The organism is Senegalia sp. (in: firmicutes), from assembly GCF_052088025.1.
Taxonomy (GTDB): Bacteria; Bacillota; Clostridia; order Tissierellales; family SIT17; genus Anaeromonas.
Map to the genome: position 1 here is coordinate 4,319 of NZ_JBQCYD010000044.1, position 15,466 is coordinate 19,784.

15 protein-coding genes are annotated in these 15,466 nt (G+C 29.2%); all 15 read right to left on the minus strand.

The window, feature by feature from the left end; translation table 11 throughout:
• Nucleotides 1-193 precede the first annotated feature (193 nt).
• On the minus strand, nucleotides 194-319 hold the full coding sequence (locus tag ACTHUW_RS10360) for a hypothetical protein (protein WP_442213199.1): 126 nt from the start codon (nucleotides 317-319) through the stop codon (nucleotides 194-196).
• Between the two features lie 10 nt (nucleotides 320-329).
• On the minus strand, nucleotides 330-728 hold the full coding sequence (ndk, locus tag ACTHUW_RS10365) for a nucleoside-diphosphate kinase (RefSeq protein WP_442213201.1): 399 nt from the start codon (nucleotides 726-728) through the stop codon (nucleotides 330-332).
• 42 nt (nucleotides 729-770) lie between these two features.
• The gene (locus ACTHUW_RS10370; protein ID WP_442198223.1) at nucleotides 771-1,199 is read right to left on the minus strand and encodes a YkvA family protein; all 429 of its coding nucleotides are present in this window, start codon (nucleotides 1,197-1,199) and stop codon (nucleotides 771-773) included.
• A 172-nt stretch (nucleotides 1,200-1,371) separates the two neighbouring features.
• A complete protein-coding gene (locus ACTHUW_RS10375; protein WP_442213203.1) occupies nucleotides 1,372-3,117 on the minus strand; it encodes an ABC transporter ATP-binding protein in 1,746 nt (581 codons plus the stop codon).
• The gene (locus ACTHUW_RS10380) at nucleotides 3,107-4,846 is read right to left on the minus strand and encodes an ABC transporter ATP-binding protein (RefSeq protein WP_442213205.1); all 1,740 of its coding nucleotides are present in this window, start codon (nucleotides 4,844-4,846) and stop codon (nucleotides 3,107-3,109) included. The genes ACTHUW_RS10375 and ACTHUW_RS10380 overlap by 11 nt, the downstream gene beginning before the upstream one ends.
• 95 nt (nucleotides 4,847-4,941) lie before the next feature.
• Nucleotides 4,942-5,643 (minus strand): pentapeptide repeat-containing protein, encoded by a 702-nt coding sequence (locus tag ACTHUW_RS10385; RefSeq protein ID WP_442213207.1) that lies wholly within the window; start codon nucleotides 5,641-5,643, stop codon nucleotides 4,942-4,944.
• Between the two features lie 126 nt (nucleotides 5,644-5,769).
• Nucleotides 5,770-7,140: an MATE family efflux transporter gene (locus tag ACTHUW_RS10390; RefSeq protein ID WP_442213209.1), complete on the minus strand. Its 1,371-nt coding sequence runs from the start codon at nucleotides 7,138-7,140 to the stop codon at nucleotides 5,770-5,772.
• Between the two features lie 206 nt (nucleotides 7,141-7,346).
• A complete protein-coding gene (locus ACTHUW_RS10395; protein ID WP_442198219.1) occupies nucleotides 7,347-7,922 on the minus strand; it encodes a DUF3841 domain-containing protein in 576 nt (191 codons plus the stop codon).
• On the minus strand, nucleotides 7,898-8,458 hold the full coding sequence (locus tag ACTHUW_RS10400) for a DUF3841 domain-containing protein (protein ID WP_442213211.1): 561 nt from the start codon (nucleotides 8,456-8,458) through the stop codon (nucleotides 7,898-7,900). Before ACTHUW_RS10400 ends, ACTHUW_RS10395 begins: the two co-directional genes overlap by 25 nt.
• 71 nt (nucleotides 8,459-8,529) lie before the next feature.
• Nucleotides 8,530-9,462 carry an ABC transporter permease gene (locus ACTHUW_RS10405; RefSeq protein WP_442213213.1) on the minus strand — a complete coding sequence of 311 codons (933 nt, stop codon included), beginning with the start codon at nucleotides 9,460-9,462 and terminating at the stop codon, nucleotides 8,530-8,532.
• Entirely contained in the window at nucleotides 9,455-10,960 is a 1,506-nt protein-coding gene (locus ACTHUW_RS10410; protein WP_442213215.1) for a sugar ABC transporter ATP-binding protein, read from the minus strand. The genes ACTHUW_RS10405 and ACTHUW_RS10410 overlap by 8 nt, the downstream gene beginning before the upstream one ends.
• Before the next feature lie 60 nt (nucleotides 10,961-11,020).
• On the minus strand, nucleotides 11,021-11,977 hold the full coding sequence (locus tag ACTHUW_RS10415) for a sugar ABC transporter substrate-binding protein (protein ID WP_442198215.1): 957 nt from the start codon (nucleotides 11,975-11,977) through the stop codon (nucleotides 11,021-11,023).
• Between the two features lie 188 nt (nucleotides 11,978-12,165).
• Nucleotides 12,166-13,086: a Fic family protein gene (locus ACTHUW_RS10420; protein ID WP_442198214.1), complete on the minus strand. Its 921-nt coding sequence runs from the start codon at nucleotides 13,084-13,086 to the stop codon at nucleotides 12,166-12,168.
• A 329-nt stretch (nucleotides 13,087-13,415) separates the two neighbouring features.
• Complete coding sequence (locus tag ACTHUW_RS10425; protein ID WP_442213217.1) at nucleotides 13,416-14,924, minus strand: RNA-guided endonuclease TnpB family protein; 1,509 nt, start codon at nucleotides 14,922-14,924, stop codon at nucleotides 13,416-13,418.
• Nucleotides 14,925-14,946: 22 nt separating this feature from the next.
• The gene (tnpA, locus tag ACTHUW_RS10430; RefSeq protein WP_442210748.1) at nucleotides 14,947-15,360 is read right to left on the minus strand and encodes an IS200/IS605 family transposase; all 414 of its coding nucleotides are present in this window, start codon (nucleotides 15,358-15,360) and stop codon (nucleotides 14,947-14,949) included.
• Between the last annotated feature and the right edge of the window lie 106 nt (nucleotides 15,361-15,466).

The window sequence follows — 15,466 nt, forward strand, 5'->3', positions numbered from 1 at the left end:
TTTTTTATGTTGATTAAACTTATAATTCTCAGTTTCATAGCTCCTCATAATAATACTCTCCTTTATAATATACTGTTTTATTTGTGTTAATATTTAATTTGATTTGTTCCATTATTTTAAGTAATTCTCCTAGCATTTAAAAGAAAGAATCACCTCCCCACAAACCTATATCATGTCAATTGAATTCATCAGATTAAGCTTCCTCTTCAATCCATACCATTTCTTTTAAGTCATCTAATTTTGCTAACATATCTTCATAGTAATTTCCATCATCAGGTAAGTACCACTCAAATACTTGAAATAAAACTCCATTTTTCATAATTTTCTCCTTAATCAAACCACAAATTCAATTCACATTGTGCACTTTTTATTGAATCTGAGCCATGTATTATATTCTCTGTAATTGAATTTGCAAAGTCACCTCTTATGGTTCCTAAAGATGCAAGCTTTGGGTCTTTATTTCCTATCATCTTACGCATTATTTCAATTGCTGATTCTCCTTCTACCTCCATTGCCATAACTGGTCCACTTAATATATAATCCATTAATTCATTAAAAAAAGTCTTTTCCTTATGTTCTTCATAGTGTTTTTCAATTAATTCTCTACTTGGCTTAAATAATTTAGCTTGCTTTATTTCAAATCCCTTTTTTTCTATTTTAGATATTATTTCTCCCATTATTCCTCTTTTTACACCATCTGGCTTAACCATTATAAAAGTTTTTTCCATTGTATACCTCCATAAATTTACCTTATATATTATTTAAAAGATCTATTTTATCTTAATCTTCCATAATTTATATTCCTCAATATCATCATGAACCAATCTATATACCAAAGCAATAACTGCTGCATCATCTACAATTCCAAAACCTGGAACAACATCAGGGATTATATCAATTGGGCTGAGTAAGTATATAAGTCCACTTATTATTGCAATTATAGATCCAATTGGAATTTCTGTATATTCTTTATCCACATAAGATTTTACCAAAGATATAAACACAGGAACATCTGATAAATACTTACCAGCAAAAGGAATTTTAGAGAGTTTTCTTTCTAAACGCTCTAAGAAATGTTCCATTTTCTTTTTATCATTTAATAAATCCTCTGCTTTGGATTTATTTTTATCAATTTGCTTTGAAATCTTTTCATCATCTTTTAATTCCTCAATTTTTTTCTTAATTTCTTTTTCTTTCATCTTCTTAAACCCCTTTCATCTGTATTCTTAAATTATATATTATTTTCAAACTTTTCACAATTTAATCTAGTATTTTAAAAATAAAAAATCCCCCAAGTCTAATCTTGAGGGAATAAATAAAAATATATATTTACTTGATTATCTTTAGCTTTACTATTTCAAACCATTTTTCTTACTGATTTCTCATTTGTTCATCATACATATTTTTATAAAAACCATCTTTAATCATTAAAGATTCATGCTTACCTCTTTCAATTATCTTACCCTTATGAAGAACTATAATTTTATCTACATCCTTTATAGTAGAGAGCCTATGGGCTATTATAAAGGTTGTACGATTTTCCTTTAATTTTTGAACACCCTTTTGTATTACTTTCTCAGTTTCAGTATCGATATTTGATGTGGCCTCATCTAAAATTAATAACTTTGGATTTCTAATATATGCCCTTGCAAATGAAATTAATTGTTTTTCACCTTGACTAAGATTATTTCCTTTTTCCAATATCTTTTGATTAATTCCTCTTTTTACAAGTGCTTCTCCACCTACATCTATAAGGGCTCTTTCCACATCTTCATCACTGTATCTATTATCATTTAACCTTATATTATCTTTTATATCAGTTTCAAAAAGAAAGGGATCCTGAAGTACTACTGCCATTTGTTGTCTTAGTGAATTTCTATTAATATCTTTTGTATTTATACCATCAATATATATACTCCCAAGTCTTGGACTATAAAAATTCAAAATCAAGTTTATTATGGTGCTCTTTCCACTACCAGTTGAACCTACAAATGCTATAGTTTCTCCACTTTTTACTTCAAAATTTACATCTCTTAAAACATCATCTTCATCATATGCAAAATAAACATCTTCAAATTTCACATCACCCTTTACATCTGTCAGTTCATCCTTTAATTCTTCCATTGGTTCTAGTTGCAATAAATCAAATATATGGGTAGCAGAAGCATATGATTGCTCTAATTCTCCAAATCTTGTCACTACTGTATTTATATTATTAAAAATTTTACTTACATAATCTATGGCTATATACATACTGCCCACAGTAACAGCATAAATTCCTGTTATCCTGCCCACTCCAAAGTATAAAAGGACTATGATTGTTCCAACATAGCCAAGAATATCAATTGCCCTATATCCTCCATAACTTCTAACCTTAGTGATTTCTAGATTAGTATCAAATATATTGTCATTTATATTATCAAACTCATCTTTTATATAATTTTCCTTGTTAAATGCTTTGATTATCTCCATATTTTGTATGTTTTCATTAATACTTGAATTTATATCACCTACATAACTACGATTTAATGTTGTATATTTTGCAGTTTTATATCTTAAATCTTTAAATATAATGTGTATTATAGGTACAAGTATCAACAACATTATTCCTACAGGGAAGTTTGTTACAAGAATCATTCCATATATGCTCACAATCATTATGGTGGAAGTTGTCATATCTGCTAATATAAGTTGAAACATCATCTTTAATTTACTTGTATCATTTGTAATTCTAGATACTATGCTTCCTGAAGGTAGATTATCAAAGTATGATATAGGAAGCTTTGTTATATGTTCATAAACATCTTTTTGTACACTGAATGCAATATTATTTGCTGCTTTTTCAAAGGATATAAGTGCCAAATTGCTAAACAATCCACTAAAAAGATAGACAAATAAATAAACTACAAGTAGCTTTATAATAGATATAAAACCTGCACTTTCTAAATCTAATTTTATATAATTATTTAATATAAAACCAATAATTAAAGGTCCTATAATTTCCATAGCTGTACGCACTAGGGAAAGTAAGAGTCCACTTAATAAAGGTTTTTTTTCATTTTTTGCATAATGCTTTAGTTTTTTTGTTACTAATTCATTTCTTATATTATTCTTCATCAAATTGACTCCTTGCTGATTGATTTTCATATTGTTTAGAATACCACTTTCCTTCTTTAATTAGTTCATCATGTGTACCCTTTTCTACTATTTTACCTTTATCTAAGACAATTATTTCATCAAGGTCTTTAACTTGACTTATCCTATGACTGGAGACAATCATAGTTTTTCCTTCTTTGATCTTGTTTATATTATTTATAATATTCTTTTCTGTACTACCATCAACTGCACTCATAGCATCATCTAATATTAAAATATCAGGATTCTTTAGAAATGCTCTTGCTATACCAATTCTTTGTTTTTGTCCCCCTGAAAGGGAAATACCCTGCTCACCACAAAGTGTATCTAATCCTTTAGGAAATATTTTTAAATCCTTTTCAAAATCAGCAAGTCTAATTGCTCTCATTATCTCTTCATCGCTAGCATGTGGCTTAGAAAGTTTTATATTATCTTTAATGCTCTTTGAAAATATCATATATTTTTGTGGTACATAGCCAATTGCCTCTCTTATACTTGAAATAGTATATTTATTAATCCTATCTCCATTAATATATATGCTATTTGTCCTCATTGAATATAGATGTAGCAGCTGTTTTGCAAGAGTAGATTTACCAGAGCCTGTCTTACCTATTACTCCTAGAGATTTGCCCTTATCAATTTTAATATTTAAATCCTTTAACACATTTTCTTCAGATGAAGGATATTTGAAACTATGATTTATAAATTCTATATCAGGATTAACTGATAAATCTACAGCTCCTTCATTATCTTTTATATCTTCTTCATAGTCTAGCACCTCTTGAACCCTATCCATTGAAGCGTTAGCTTGTTGTTTTAAATTAATGAAATTACCAAATGCATGCATTGGCCATACAAGCATATTTAAATAATAGGTAAAAGAAATTAATTGACCTATAGAAATTTCTCCATTTGAAATCAAAATAGAACCATAGCCTATACCTATAATAAATGTAAATGCAGGTATGATTCTTTGAACTGGAGTTAGTAGAGCTTGATATTTTACAACATCCATATTTCTATCTAATAAATTCCTTCCACTTTCTTCAAATTTATTTCGTCTAGATTTTTGAAGATTAAACACACGAATAACTCTTATACCTTCTATATCCTCTAACACATTCGTATTTAGTTTGTCAAAAGCTCTTTGTACTTCATACCATCTTATAAGAATTTTATCTCCAATTAATATACTAAGATATGCCAAAATTGGAAGAGGTATTATTGCAGCCAAAGTTAATTTAACATCAACCACTACCATCATCATTATAATTATGATTATAGGAAATACTGTGGAATCAAATAAACTTAATGTACCAATGCCAGCTACATTGCTAATGCTAACCACATCATTTGTGGATTTCCCCATAAGAGATCCTGTAGAGTGCTTTTCAAAAAACTTAAGAGATTGTCCTAAGAACTTTTTCATAAGATTATCTCTAGTTTTAAAATCTATCTCATTTCCAGCTCTAAAAGTGAAATAGCTCCATCCCATAGCAAAGAAATATTTTATAACTATAACCAATAAATCTAAGGCTAAAATAATTAAAAATGCATTTAATTCAATTGAATCCTCAAATATCATATCTGTTAATCTACCCGTTATATAGGGCGGTATCAATCCAACTACATTACTTAAAATTAAAAAGACAACTGCTAAAATATATTTATTTTTATAGTATGAAATAAACCACCAAAATTTTTTGAACATAAATCCTCCTTTTAACTAAAATTCCCTCAAATATATATTTGAGGGAATTTTTATACACCTATATATTATTTTTAAACTACTTTAATATCTAATTTTTAATAATTCTTAGCTTCTTCTCTAGTTAGCCAAAAATGAATGCCTGTAGTAGAGTCTCTCCACCTATCATCATTAAAATTTTTTACCTCAACCCATTGACCCACACGATAAATGAAATTATCATCTACCAGGGATGAAGCTTCCATATAATTTTTTTCATAGTCAAAACTTTTAATACTAAGAACCTTTGCCTTATTGCACCTACAAGAAGGTAAGGTAGCTGAAGTACGTTTTGCATCTTTTGGTATTAGAAGTTGTACTAATCTATTATCAAAACATTTCTTATATCCAAGGAAAGCTCCTTGTTCTGGACAATGCATGTGAAACCATTTAGTATCATCATTAAAAATAATATCATCTAATTTTGCATTTTCTAATATAGCACCATATAGATTTGAACCTTCAATATTACAGGCAGTCATGTCTGCATATCTAAGTGCTGCACATTCTAAATTCGCATATTTAAAATTAGTCTTATAAAAACTACATTTATCAAATAAGACATTAAAGACACCGCTATTTTCCAGATTTGCTTTATCAAACTTCACCCTATGAAATGTACTTAACGAAAAATCAATATTTGATAAGTCCCAGCCTGTAAGGTCCATATGAGAAAGTTCTATTTCTTTTAGCATAAGTCTTTCTCTATCTTTTCTATTCTTTAATATATCTTTAAATTCATCCTTTGATAATTTACGCATGACATTTCCTCCCTCTGAAATCTCCAAATATCATACAATATCTTCTTCTCCTTCATTATAACAGAATATATAAATATTTTCATTTTCTTTACTATAAATATATATGAGTAAATTTCATAACTATCTTTATATTTTTTCAGGAATTAAAGAAATAACTTTTTTATATATAAGTCTAAGAAAGACTACATTTAAAATCAAAGCTAATATTTCTGCAATAGGATAAGACCACCAAATAAGATTTACATCTCCAAAGAGTGATAAAATATAAGCTGCTGGTAATAAGATCACTAACTGCCTTAATACTTCACCAATTAAGCTTAAAATTCCATTTCCAAAAGCTTGATATACAGAACTAGATACAATATTAAATCCTGCTAATATATAACTTAAACTAATGATTCTTAGTGCCGGTAAGCCAATTTTAATCATCTCTTTGGAAGCACTAAATAAAGATAATAATTGAGCAGGGAGAAGTTGAATCACAATTAAACCAATAAACATGACAACTACCGCATAAAGAATGCTTAATTTAATAGTTTTGATTAATCTCTCTTTGTTCTTAGCCCCATAATTATAAGCAATAATAGGTATCATTCCATTATTTAAACCAAATACAGGCATAAATACAAAGCTTTGCAATTTATAATAAACTCCAAATACTGCTGTAGCTGTAGAAGAAAACTTGATTAAAATATTGTTTATTCCATATGTTGTAATAGAAGTAAGCGAAATCATCATAATAGATGGTATTCCTATAGAATAGATTTTTTTAATTATTCTAAATTCTGGTCGGAATTTTCTTATATCTAAACTTACTTCCTTGTTTAATTTTATATTAAAATAAATTCCCAACACTGCTGCTACTATTTGGCCTATTATAGTAGCTACAGCAGCTCCTGCTACTCCCATCTTAGGCAATCCAAAAAGTCCAAATATAAAAATGGGATCTAAAATAATATTGATAATAGCTCCTGTCCCCTGAGTAATCATTGTGTAAAAAGTTTTCCCTGTAGATTGAAGCAATCTCTCAAAAGTAATTTGTATAAATAGTCCTATGGATGCAATAGATATAATTTTTAAATAAGTACTACCATATTTGATGATTTGAGGATCATTAGTTTGACTGGAAAAATAAGTTTCTGAAAATAAAAGGCCAAATAATAAAAATATACTATAACTAAAAAAAGCTAGCAGAACACCATTTTCTGCTACACTATTGGCCTCTTTAAAATTCTTTGATCCTAAACTTCTAGATAATAATGCATTTATTCCAACTCCAGTTCCTACAGCTACTGCAATCATGAGATTTTGTATTGGAAAAGCCAATGAAACTGCCGTCAATGCATCTTCATTTATTCTGGCAACAAAAATACTATCTACTACATTATATAAAGCCTGTATCAACATTGAAATCATAATAGGCACAGACATATTTATTAGAAGTTTTCTTATGGGCATAACTCCCATTTTATTTTCTTGTACTTGCAATTCTTTCACTCCTTTTATTATATGAAAATTAATCACTAAACTACTATTATATACCTTTTAAGAGAAAATACATAGACTATTAATAAAATGCAATAATTATAAGTTTTATATGCTATAGATCATTTTTAATACATAAAAAAGAGGCTAAGTATATAGATCTTATCTTTGATCTAAAACTTAACATCTTTATCTTTTATAAAATTCATCATAGAAACTTATAATATCCACTCTTTTTTTAGTTGCCATAATCCTGCCTGCACACTTTTTACATTTTTTATATTTCCTTGCTTTATATCTTCGTGATGACGAAATAGTCTTTTCCAACTATCCTGAACCTGAGCTTTTAAATCAGGGTAAAAATTTGTGAGGATTATATCTTTCTCTTTATTAATTCCACGTTCAACAAGCATCTGTTGGAATTGTTCTTCATCTTCTTCCGTCTCACCAATATATCGTAGGCAAAGTATTTTATTCCAATCATACATGTCAAAAAATATAACTTCATCTCTTGGGACCTTTAATTTCAACAGTTTATCACCTGTTGATTGATCCACACTATCTAGGTCTTTTACGGCCCAATAAGGATATTGCGCACCTTCTGGTTTTGGAACATATTTTTCTGCTTCCTTAACAAACCAATCATAAGCAGCTACAAAAATTAAAGCACTTTCTTCATATTTTTTTACCACATATCTCCTTTTAGAAAAACAAACTCCACTGTTTTCAAGAGTATTAACTACCAGCTCTGATTGAGGAGAATAAAGTATTATCTTATTATCTGTCTTACCCATTCTTTTCTAACCTCCCATATATTTCCATATTTTTGATCATTACCAAGTATAATAGAATCATCAAACAATCGACTCCAGCTATCAATGATTTTTCTTTTTATCTGAGGATAAAATTGAGACATATATGCTTTAGTGTCACTATGTACACCATATTTTTCTAAAATTTGTCTGTGTATTTTAGCATCTTGTTTGTCTTTTGGAATATAAGAATAATTTAGCATAGTGCCCCATTTATCAATATTAATCATAGTAACTAATGATGTATCTACTTTCAGTTTCAATATTACTGTTCCTGGACTAGGAAGCATAGTTGTATTCTTTTTAAGAGATACCCATATAGGATATTCTGCATCATGTGGTTTTTTAGATGCATTAGGGGTATTATTCACCAGCCAATCATAAACCTCTAATACCAAATATGCGTGTTTATCTAAGTCTTTCAAAATATATTCTTTTTTAGCAATATATCTACCAGTCTTTTCAAGCTCTTTAACAACATTTTCATTCTGCTTTGTCCATACTATAATTTCATCCATCGTCTTTACCTTCTTTCATATACAAGAAATCTTATACCTTTCATACTCATTAAAAATATAATCTCTATACCTTATCTTTTAGAAATATTATCTATTGCAACAGCTATGAGAAGAACTAGGCCTTTTACAACTGTTTGAAAATAATTGCCCACACCTAATAGGATCATTCCATTGGAGAGTATGGCTATTATGAGTAGGCCTATAACTACTCCTTGAAGCTTGCCTTCTCCTCCATTTACACTTATACCACCTAAAACTACTGCTGTTACAACATCAAACTCTAATCCACTCCCAAGGCTTGGAAGGGCGCTACTTACTCTTGAGAGCATAACTACTGAAGCTAAAGCTGATAGTAGTCCTGATGTAATATAAGTCATATATTTTATTTTTTTGACATTTACTCCAGATAAAACTGAAGCCTTTTCATTGGCACCTATGCCATAGAGGTATCTCCCGTATCTGGTATTATTTAATACAAAAAACCCAAAGATATATACTAATACAAGAATTATTATTGGGACAGGTACTTTAAATATATATCCTTGACCTATAAAGGAAAATTTATCGGGAAATCCAAATATCCCCTTGCCTGCTGTTATTATATAGGTAATACCACTGTATATAGTCATAGTTCCAAGAGTAGTTATAAGTGGAGAGATTCTTATTTCATTTATTAAAAATCCATTTAAAAGTCCAAGTATCATACCTACAACAAATGTAATCATTATAGCTAAGGCCACATTCACTCCAGAAACCATAAGCTTTGCCAAGACAACCGCACAAAGACCTAGCATAGAACCAACTGATAGGTCTATTCCACCTGTTAATATGACCATAGTCATACTCACAGTTACAATTCCAACTACTGCTACTTGTCTTAAGACCTTTGTCAAATTTCCTGCAGTGAAAAAATATGGGCTGCTAAATGATAATGCCACAAATAATACTATTAGAAATACCAATATTCCATATGTGAAAATTCCACTTCTCTTAATTTTATCCATTTTTATTCTCCTTTAGCAAACTTGATGAATCTTTAAAGATTTTCTCTGCAGTTATTTCCTTGGAATTATATTCTGAGGCTAGCATCCCATTACTCATTACAATGACTCTATCTGTTATATTCATTATTTCCTCATTTTCTGAAGATATTAGTATAATGGATTTTCCCTCTTTGACTAAATTCCTTAGTATAGTGTATATCTCTTCTTTAGAGCCTACATCTATTCCACGGGTAGGTTCATCAAATATAAATATAGCTGCATCTGAAAGTAACCACTTGGCAATAACTAACTTTTGCTGATTTCCCCCACTTAAATTTAGGACTTTTTCATCTAATGAAGAGTATTTGACATTTAGTTTTTCTAAAATCTCCTCTACAATCTGCTTTTCCTTTACTTTATCTATAATTCCATTTTTACTTATATTTTTAAGAGAAGAGTAAGTCACATTTTCTAGTACTGATAAATCAAGCATGAGACCTAGACTTTTTCTATCTTCTGTTATAAATGCTATGTCTTCTTCTACAGCATTTTTAGGACCATGAATTTGCTTTAATTTACCATTTATAAAGATTTCTCCAAAAGTAATCCTATCCATTCCAAATATAGCTTCTGCAAGCTCAGTTCTTCCAGAACCTATAAGACCTGCAATTCCAAGTATTTCACCTTCTAATAGATGAAATGATATATTTTTTATCTTATCTGTACTTATATTCTTAAGTTCAAGTACCTTTTCTTTCTTAATTGTTTTTTCTTTACCTCGTTTGCTTCTTGAAAGTTCTCTTCCAACCATAAGCTTTATTATGCTTTTTTCATCAAATTCGTATGCAGCTTTAGTATCTATTAATTTTCCATCTCTTAATACTGTAATAGTATCTGAAATCTTAAGTACTTCATCTAGTCTATGTGATATGTATATGATGCTTATACCTCTTTTTTTAAGTTTTTCTATTATAGCAAAGAGTTTTTCTATTTCTATATTAGTTAAAGAAGCTGTAGGCTCATCTAATATTAATACTTCAACGTCTTTTACGAGTGCTTTTGCTATCTCTACTAATTGCTGATTTCCAATACCTATATCTTTCACTTTAGTTTTAGGTGATACATTTAATCCTACTTGTTTGAGTAGTTTATTCGCTTTTCCTCTCATATATTTTTTATCTAATACTTTTCCTTTTACCTTCTCATGTCCATAAAATATATTGTCACATACTGAAAGAGTGGGTATCATATTTAATTCTTGATACACAGGTATAATTCCTATATTCAAACTCTTTATAGGAGTATTGTTTTCCAGCTCCTCCCCTTTATAATAGATTTTTCCCGAGCTTTTATCTATAGCGCCTGTTAACAGTTTTATAAGAGTAGATTTGCCAGCACCGTTTTCTCCTACTAGAGCATGTATTTTTCCTTTTTCAAATTCTATATTTACATCCCTTAGAGCTATTACTCCTGGATATCCTTTTCTAATATTTTCTAATCTCAATATATAGTCTTTCATCTGATCCTCCAAATTATAAATTATTATAAATTAACCTCCATTTAAATGGAGGTTAATTTGTTATTTATCTAAGAATTTATCTACATTTTCCTCTGTCACTTTTGTAACTGGAAATTCTATTATCTCTTCTATTGGTCCTTCTTCTAATACTTTTTTAGCAGTTTCTATGATAACTTTTCCACTTTCAAAAGGTGCTATATCTATAGTACCTCTGTATATTCCGCCTTCTTTTATCTTTAATAGGGCTTCTTCTATAGCATCAAAACCAACTAAAGCTACATCTTCTCCTTCTTTTCCTGCAGCCTTCATAGCTTGATAGGCTCCAAGAACCGAGTCATCGTTTACTCCAAGTACTACATTTAAATCTGGATGAGACTGCAAAAGTGTTTCTATAGCATTTAAGCCAAGCTCTCTTGTACTGGCATCTGGTTCTGCAACTATTTCTGCATCTGGAGCTAGAGAAAGTAATCCTTCTTTTTGTCCTTTTGTTCTCTCAAGAGCAGCTGGTATTGTTGATAATTGAAGTATTGCAACTTTTGCCTTTCCATCTAAATTATCCCTTATATATTCACCTGCTATTTCACCTGCTTGAAAACCATTGTCATATTCTATAGAACCTATAAATGCATCAGGATTTTCTACTGGTGCATTTGCAGCTATAACTTTTATACCAGCATCTTTTGCTTCTTTGACCTTAGAATTTAATGCCTGTGAATTATTGGCACTTAATATAATGGCATCTACTTGCTGGGTTATAAGGTCTTCCATAGCTTTTATCTGAGGTTCCACTTCATTTTTTCCATCATGAATACTAAGATCTATGTTTAATTCCTCAGCTTTTTCTTTCATTCCATCTGTTAGTCTTACAAAATATGGATTACCAAGATCCATAGTGATATATCCCATCCTAAGCTCTTCATCTGTATCCACTGAAGAGTCCTCATTTGTATCTTGACTACATGCTATTAGGCTAAGTAAAACTACACATATAATCATAAGTAAAATTTTCTTTTTCATATTGTCATTCCTTCCTTTGTGTTTAATTTTATATTACCCAATTGTTGTACTTATGAAATTTTCATCTATAATATTACTAAATTGCAGATGTTTGAGAGAGAAAATTTGTCACCAATAAAATTTAAGGTGGCAAGAGGGTGGCAAAATGTAGTATTTATTTAGCTAATAGAACCACTATTCTTTAACTCTTAATCCAATAAGGATAACCATAGTTTTTCAGACTCTATCACAAGTCTTGATACCAGTTCTATGAATGGCCCATAATTCATAGTTGTATGTGCCAGGTCGATAACATCATAATATCTTGCACGCTCCTCATTCTTTATAATAATTGGAGGGTATCCATTCTTCATGAGTTCAAAGTTAAGTAGCAGTCTTGAAGTTCTTCCATTTCCATCTATAAACGGATGAATTTTTACAAACTCCCCATGCAACAATGTTGCTCTCACAACAGGATGAAACTCTTCCCATTCACTCTGATACTCTGCTATAAGTTTTTGCATCAAATCTCCAATTTCATAGTGCTTCGGTGGAATATGTTTTGCTCCACTAATTACAACATTTTCAGTACGATATTTTCCAGCATTGTTATTATCAATTTCTTTTAAAATCAAGGCATGAATGTTCTTGATATTCCATTCAGAAAGAGGCTCCTTATTAGCAATTAAATCTTCAACAAAAAGGATAGCCTCACGATGGTTAATAGCTTCTAGATGTTCCACCATACTTTTTCCACCAATTGTAATTCCTTCAAGAACAACTTTGGTCTCTGACAATGTAAGAGTATTCCCCTCTATGGCATTGCTATTATATGTCCACTCAACAATGAGTTTCTCCTGCAGCGAATTGGCAAGTCCTTTGGAAAAAGGTCTGTGCTTGTTTATAGCTTCCTTAAGTGAATCTATATAACTAAAATCAAATTCCAATCCAATGTAGTTCTTCTTACTTGTTTCCCTTGCGTCCGCAGGCTTAACAGCATCTATTGGAATAGACCAGCTTCGTCCAATTTTTATTGCTCCTTCTATACGCCCCTCATTACAAAGCACTCGGATTCTACGGTCACTTATTCCCCATTTTTCACTTGCTTCTTTTGTACTTATATACTTCATAAATATCACCCTACAAACATTTTATACCGTTGTCGGAACAATGTCAAGGTTGTTCCGACAACGGTATAACTCATATTTTATTTTCTATACTTTTTACCGAATATTAATCAGAAGAATATGTCTGGATAGGTTACACTTTTGATTGGTATCTACTGACTACTCTGCATACCTAAAGGTGGCAGGTTCTAAATTACTAAAAGATTCTCTATTAAAAATTAATATCTGATTAATAGAACTAACTTACTTTCATTTAGACTTTATTATCTATATTTCAATAGAAATATTAACGATAATTTAAGGCTGGTAGCTCAACCTATATATTAAATTTTTTATTCTATTCCAAAACTTGAAAATAATTTTATATTATTTGTATTTTTTAATCTTTTAATTTCTTCATCTTGCAAATTTAGAAATCTTTCAAAATTTTTATTACACTTATTTCTATCTGCTTCTTTTAAATTATCTTTACTATTCATTATTAAAAATGCACTATATAAATCTCTTTGTACTCTTTTATTATTTATACTTTTCCATCTAGTAGATAATGATACTTTTTTATAATCATCTGTATAATGATTATACTGGCTTGCTTTAAATTTCCATGTATCAATATATTTTATTTCTTTACCAATATAGTTTAATTTTCTCTCTAATATATTAAAAAACTTACTCGGCGCCTTACTTCCTATAGACTTACCAAATCTCTTCTTTCTTTTAAACCTACCGGTTTTTTCTGATATATTCGTTTCTTTTACTCTTTTTGCTAGTGCCTTAAAATCTGTTTTCTCTACAAATACATCACTTCCAAGAGTTAAGATATGATTGGCTAGTCTATTATGTTCTATTTTTCTTATTTCATTTAACTTTCGGTTTAGTTCTTTTAATATAAATAAATTTCTCATATAGTTATTAGACTTAATCCATTTATCTTTATTACCTTTTTTTATAGTTCCATCTTCATTATATTTATTAGGATTAGTACTTCTTTTTGATCTATCTAGTCTTCTTTGTATAACTCTAATTTCTTTATCTATAGTATCCACCGAAGGTGCTAGTTCTTCTAACTTAACCTCTCTATCAGATACATATGCAATACTTCTTAAAGAAGGATCTATTCCTACTTTAGATTCACCAAACTTTCTAATCACTTTTCCTTCCTTACTTTTTTTAACTGGAGGAAAACCTGATAATACTAATTGAAGATAATATTTATATTTACCTTTAATTATTTTTCTAACTATTCTACAGTATTTTATTCTATCATTTAAAGCTTCTTTAACATATTCATCATTATGTCTTATATTAACTTCTAAATCTAGACCATTCCACATTAAATGATTGTCTCTATATCTTATACCAGAAGTATTATTTTTACCTTCAAGAGAATTTAATTCTCCATATTTTTTAAAATATACCTTTTTACCATCCCCAAATATATATTTTTCTAAAGCTAACCATGCTCTTGTAGCTATCTTTTGAGCAGTATTTATATCTATTACTTTAAAATATCTTTTCATTGGGGCAATAAAATCATGAAGAGAATATTCAGTTACTCCATAATCTTTTCTTAATTGATTTAATTTTTTATTTATTTCTGTTCTTTTTCTCTTTAATTTCTTGTTTAACTTAATATCTTTATTTATTTTGATTAATTCATTTAATAAAGATTTATATTTTCTTGTTCTTTTAAGATGATTATATCTTTTCAATCCTTCTCCTAAGACAGCATTATACATTTTTCTACTTATTTCAAAGCTCTTATTTAAAACATCTTCTTCGTAAATTTCTGTATTTAATCTAAGTTCTAAAATATATGTAGGATTCTTTTTCCTTTTCAAAATATAATCACCTCACATAAAATTATTTATCTTTTTGTTCTTCAATATACTTTTTCACAACTTCTAAAGATACACTACCTACGGTAGAAATAAAAGAGCTTCTAGTCCAAAGGGAGGGGAGTTTACTTTTTAATTCTTTAAATTCACTTCTTAAAATATTTGAAGATCTTCCCTTTAATTTATTAATACAGTTCATAATACCAAATCTAGGATTGCAATCTATTAATAAATGCACATGATCTGGCATTACCTCCATTTCTACAATAGTAAAATCATGTTCTTCAGCTACTTTTATAAAGATTTCTTTTAATCTTTTATCAATATCATTAATTAAAACCGTTCTTCTATACTTAGGACAAAAGATAACATGATATTGACAGCTAAAAGTTAAATGACTTGCTTTTTTATAACTTTTACTAATATTTTTTATTTCCATATTCACCACCTACTATAATTATACACTAAAACTAATTGATTTAATAGATATAATATAAATATATATTAAATATTTAAATAAAAAGCTGCAATTCCTCTCCACATTT

What these genes read in the sequence shown, in the direction of transcription:
- ACTHUW_RS10385 (WP_442213207.1), bottom strand. Translation starts at nt 5,643, where the DNA reads ATGCGTAAATTATCAAAGGATGAATTTAAAGATATATTAAAGAATAGA.
- ACTHUW_RS10380 (WP_442213205.1), bottom strand. Translation starts at nt 4,846, where the DNA reads ATGTTCAAAAAATTTTGGTGGTTTATTTCATACTATAAAAATAAATAT.
- ACTHUW_RS10400 (WP_442213211.1), bottom strand. Translation starts at nt 8,458, where the DNA reads ATGGATGAAATTATAGTATGGACAAAGCAGAATGAAAATGTTGTTAAA.
- ACTHUW_RS10370 (WP_442198223.1), bottom strand. Translation starts at nt 1,199, where the DNA reads ATGAAAGAAAAAGAAATTAAGAAAAAAATTGAGGAATTAAAAGATGAT.
- tnpA (WP_442210748.1), bottom strand. Translation starts at nt 15,360, where the DNA reads ATGGAAATAAAAAATATTAGTAAAAGTTATAAAAAAGCAAGTCATTTA.
- ACTHUW_RS10410 (WP_442213215.1), bottom strand. Translation starts at nt 10,960, where the DNA reads ATGAAAGACTATATATTGAGATTAGAAAATATTAGAAAAGGATATCCA.
- ACTHUW_RS10395 (WP_442198219.1), bottom strand. Translation starts at nt 7,922, where the DNA reads ATGGGTAAGACAGATAATAAGATAATACTTTATTCTCCTCAATCAGAG.
- ACTHUW_RS10360 (WP_442213199.1), bottom strand. Translation starts at nt 319, where the DNA reads ATGAAAAATGGAGTTTTATTTCAAGTATTTGAGTGGTACTTACCTGAT.
- ACTHUW_RS10415 (WP_442198215.1), bottom strand. Translation starts at nt 11,977, where the DNA reads ATGAAAAAGAAAATTTTACTTATGATTATATGTGTAGTTTTACTTAGC.
- ACTHUW_RS10420 (WP_442198214.1), bottom strand. Translation starts at nt 13,086, where the DNA reads ATGAAGTATATAAGTACAAAAGAAGCAAGTGAAAAATGGGGAATAAGT.
- ACTHUW_RS10405 (WP_442213213.1), bottom strand. Translation starts at nt 9,462, where the DNA reads ATGGATAAAATTAAGAGAAGTGGAATTTTCACATATGGAATATTGGTA.
- ACTHUW_RS10375 (WP_442213203.1), bottom strand. Translation starts at nt 3,117, where the DNA reads ATGAAGAATAATATAAGAAATGAATTAGTAACAAAAAAACTAAAGCAT.
- ndk (WP_442213201.1), bottom strand. Translation starts at nt 728, where the DNA reads ATGGAAAAAACTTTTATAATGGTTAAGCCAGATGGTGTAAAAAGAGGA.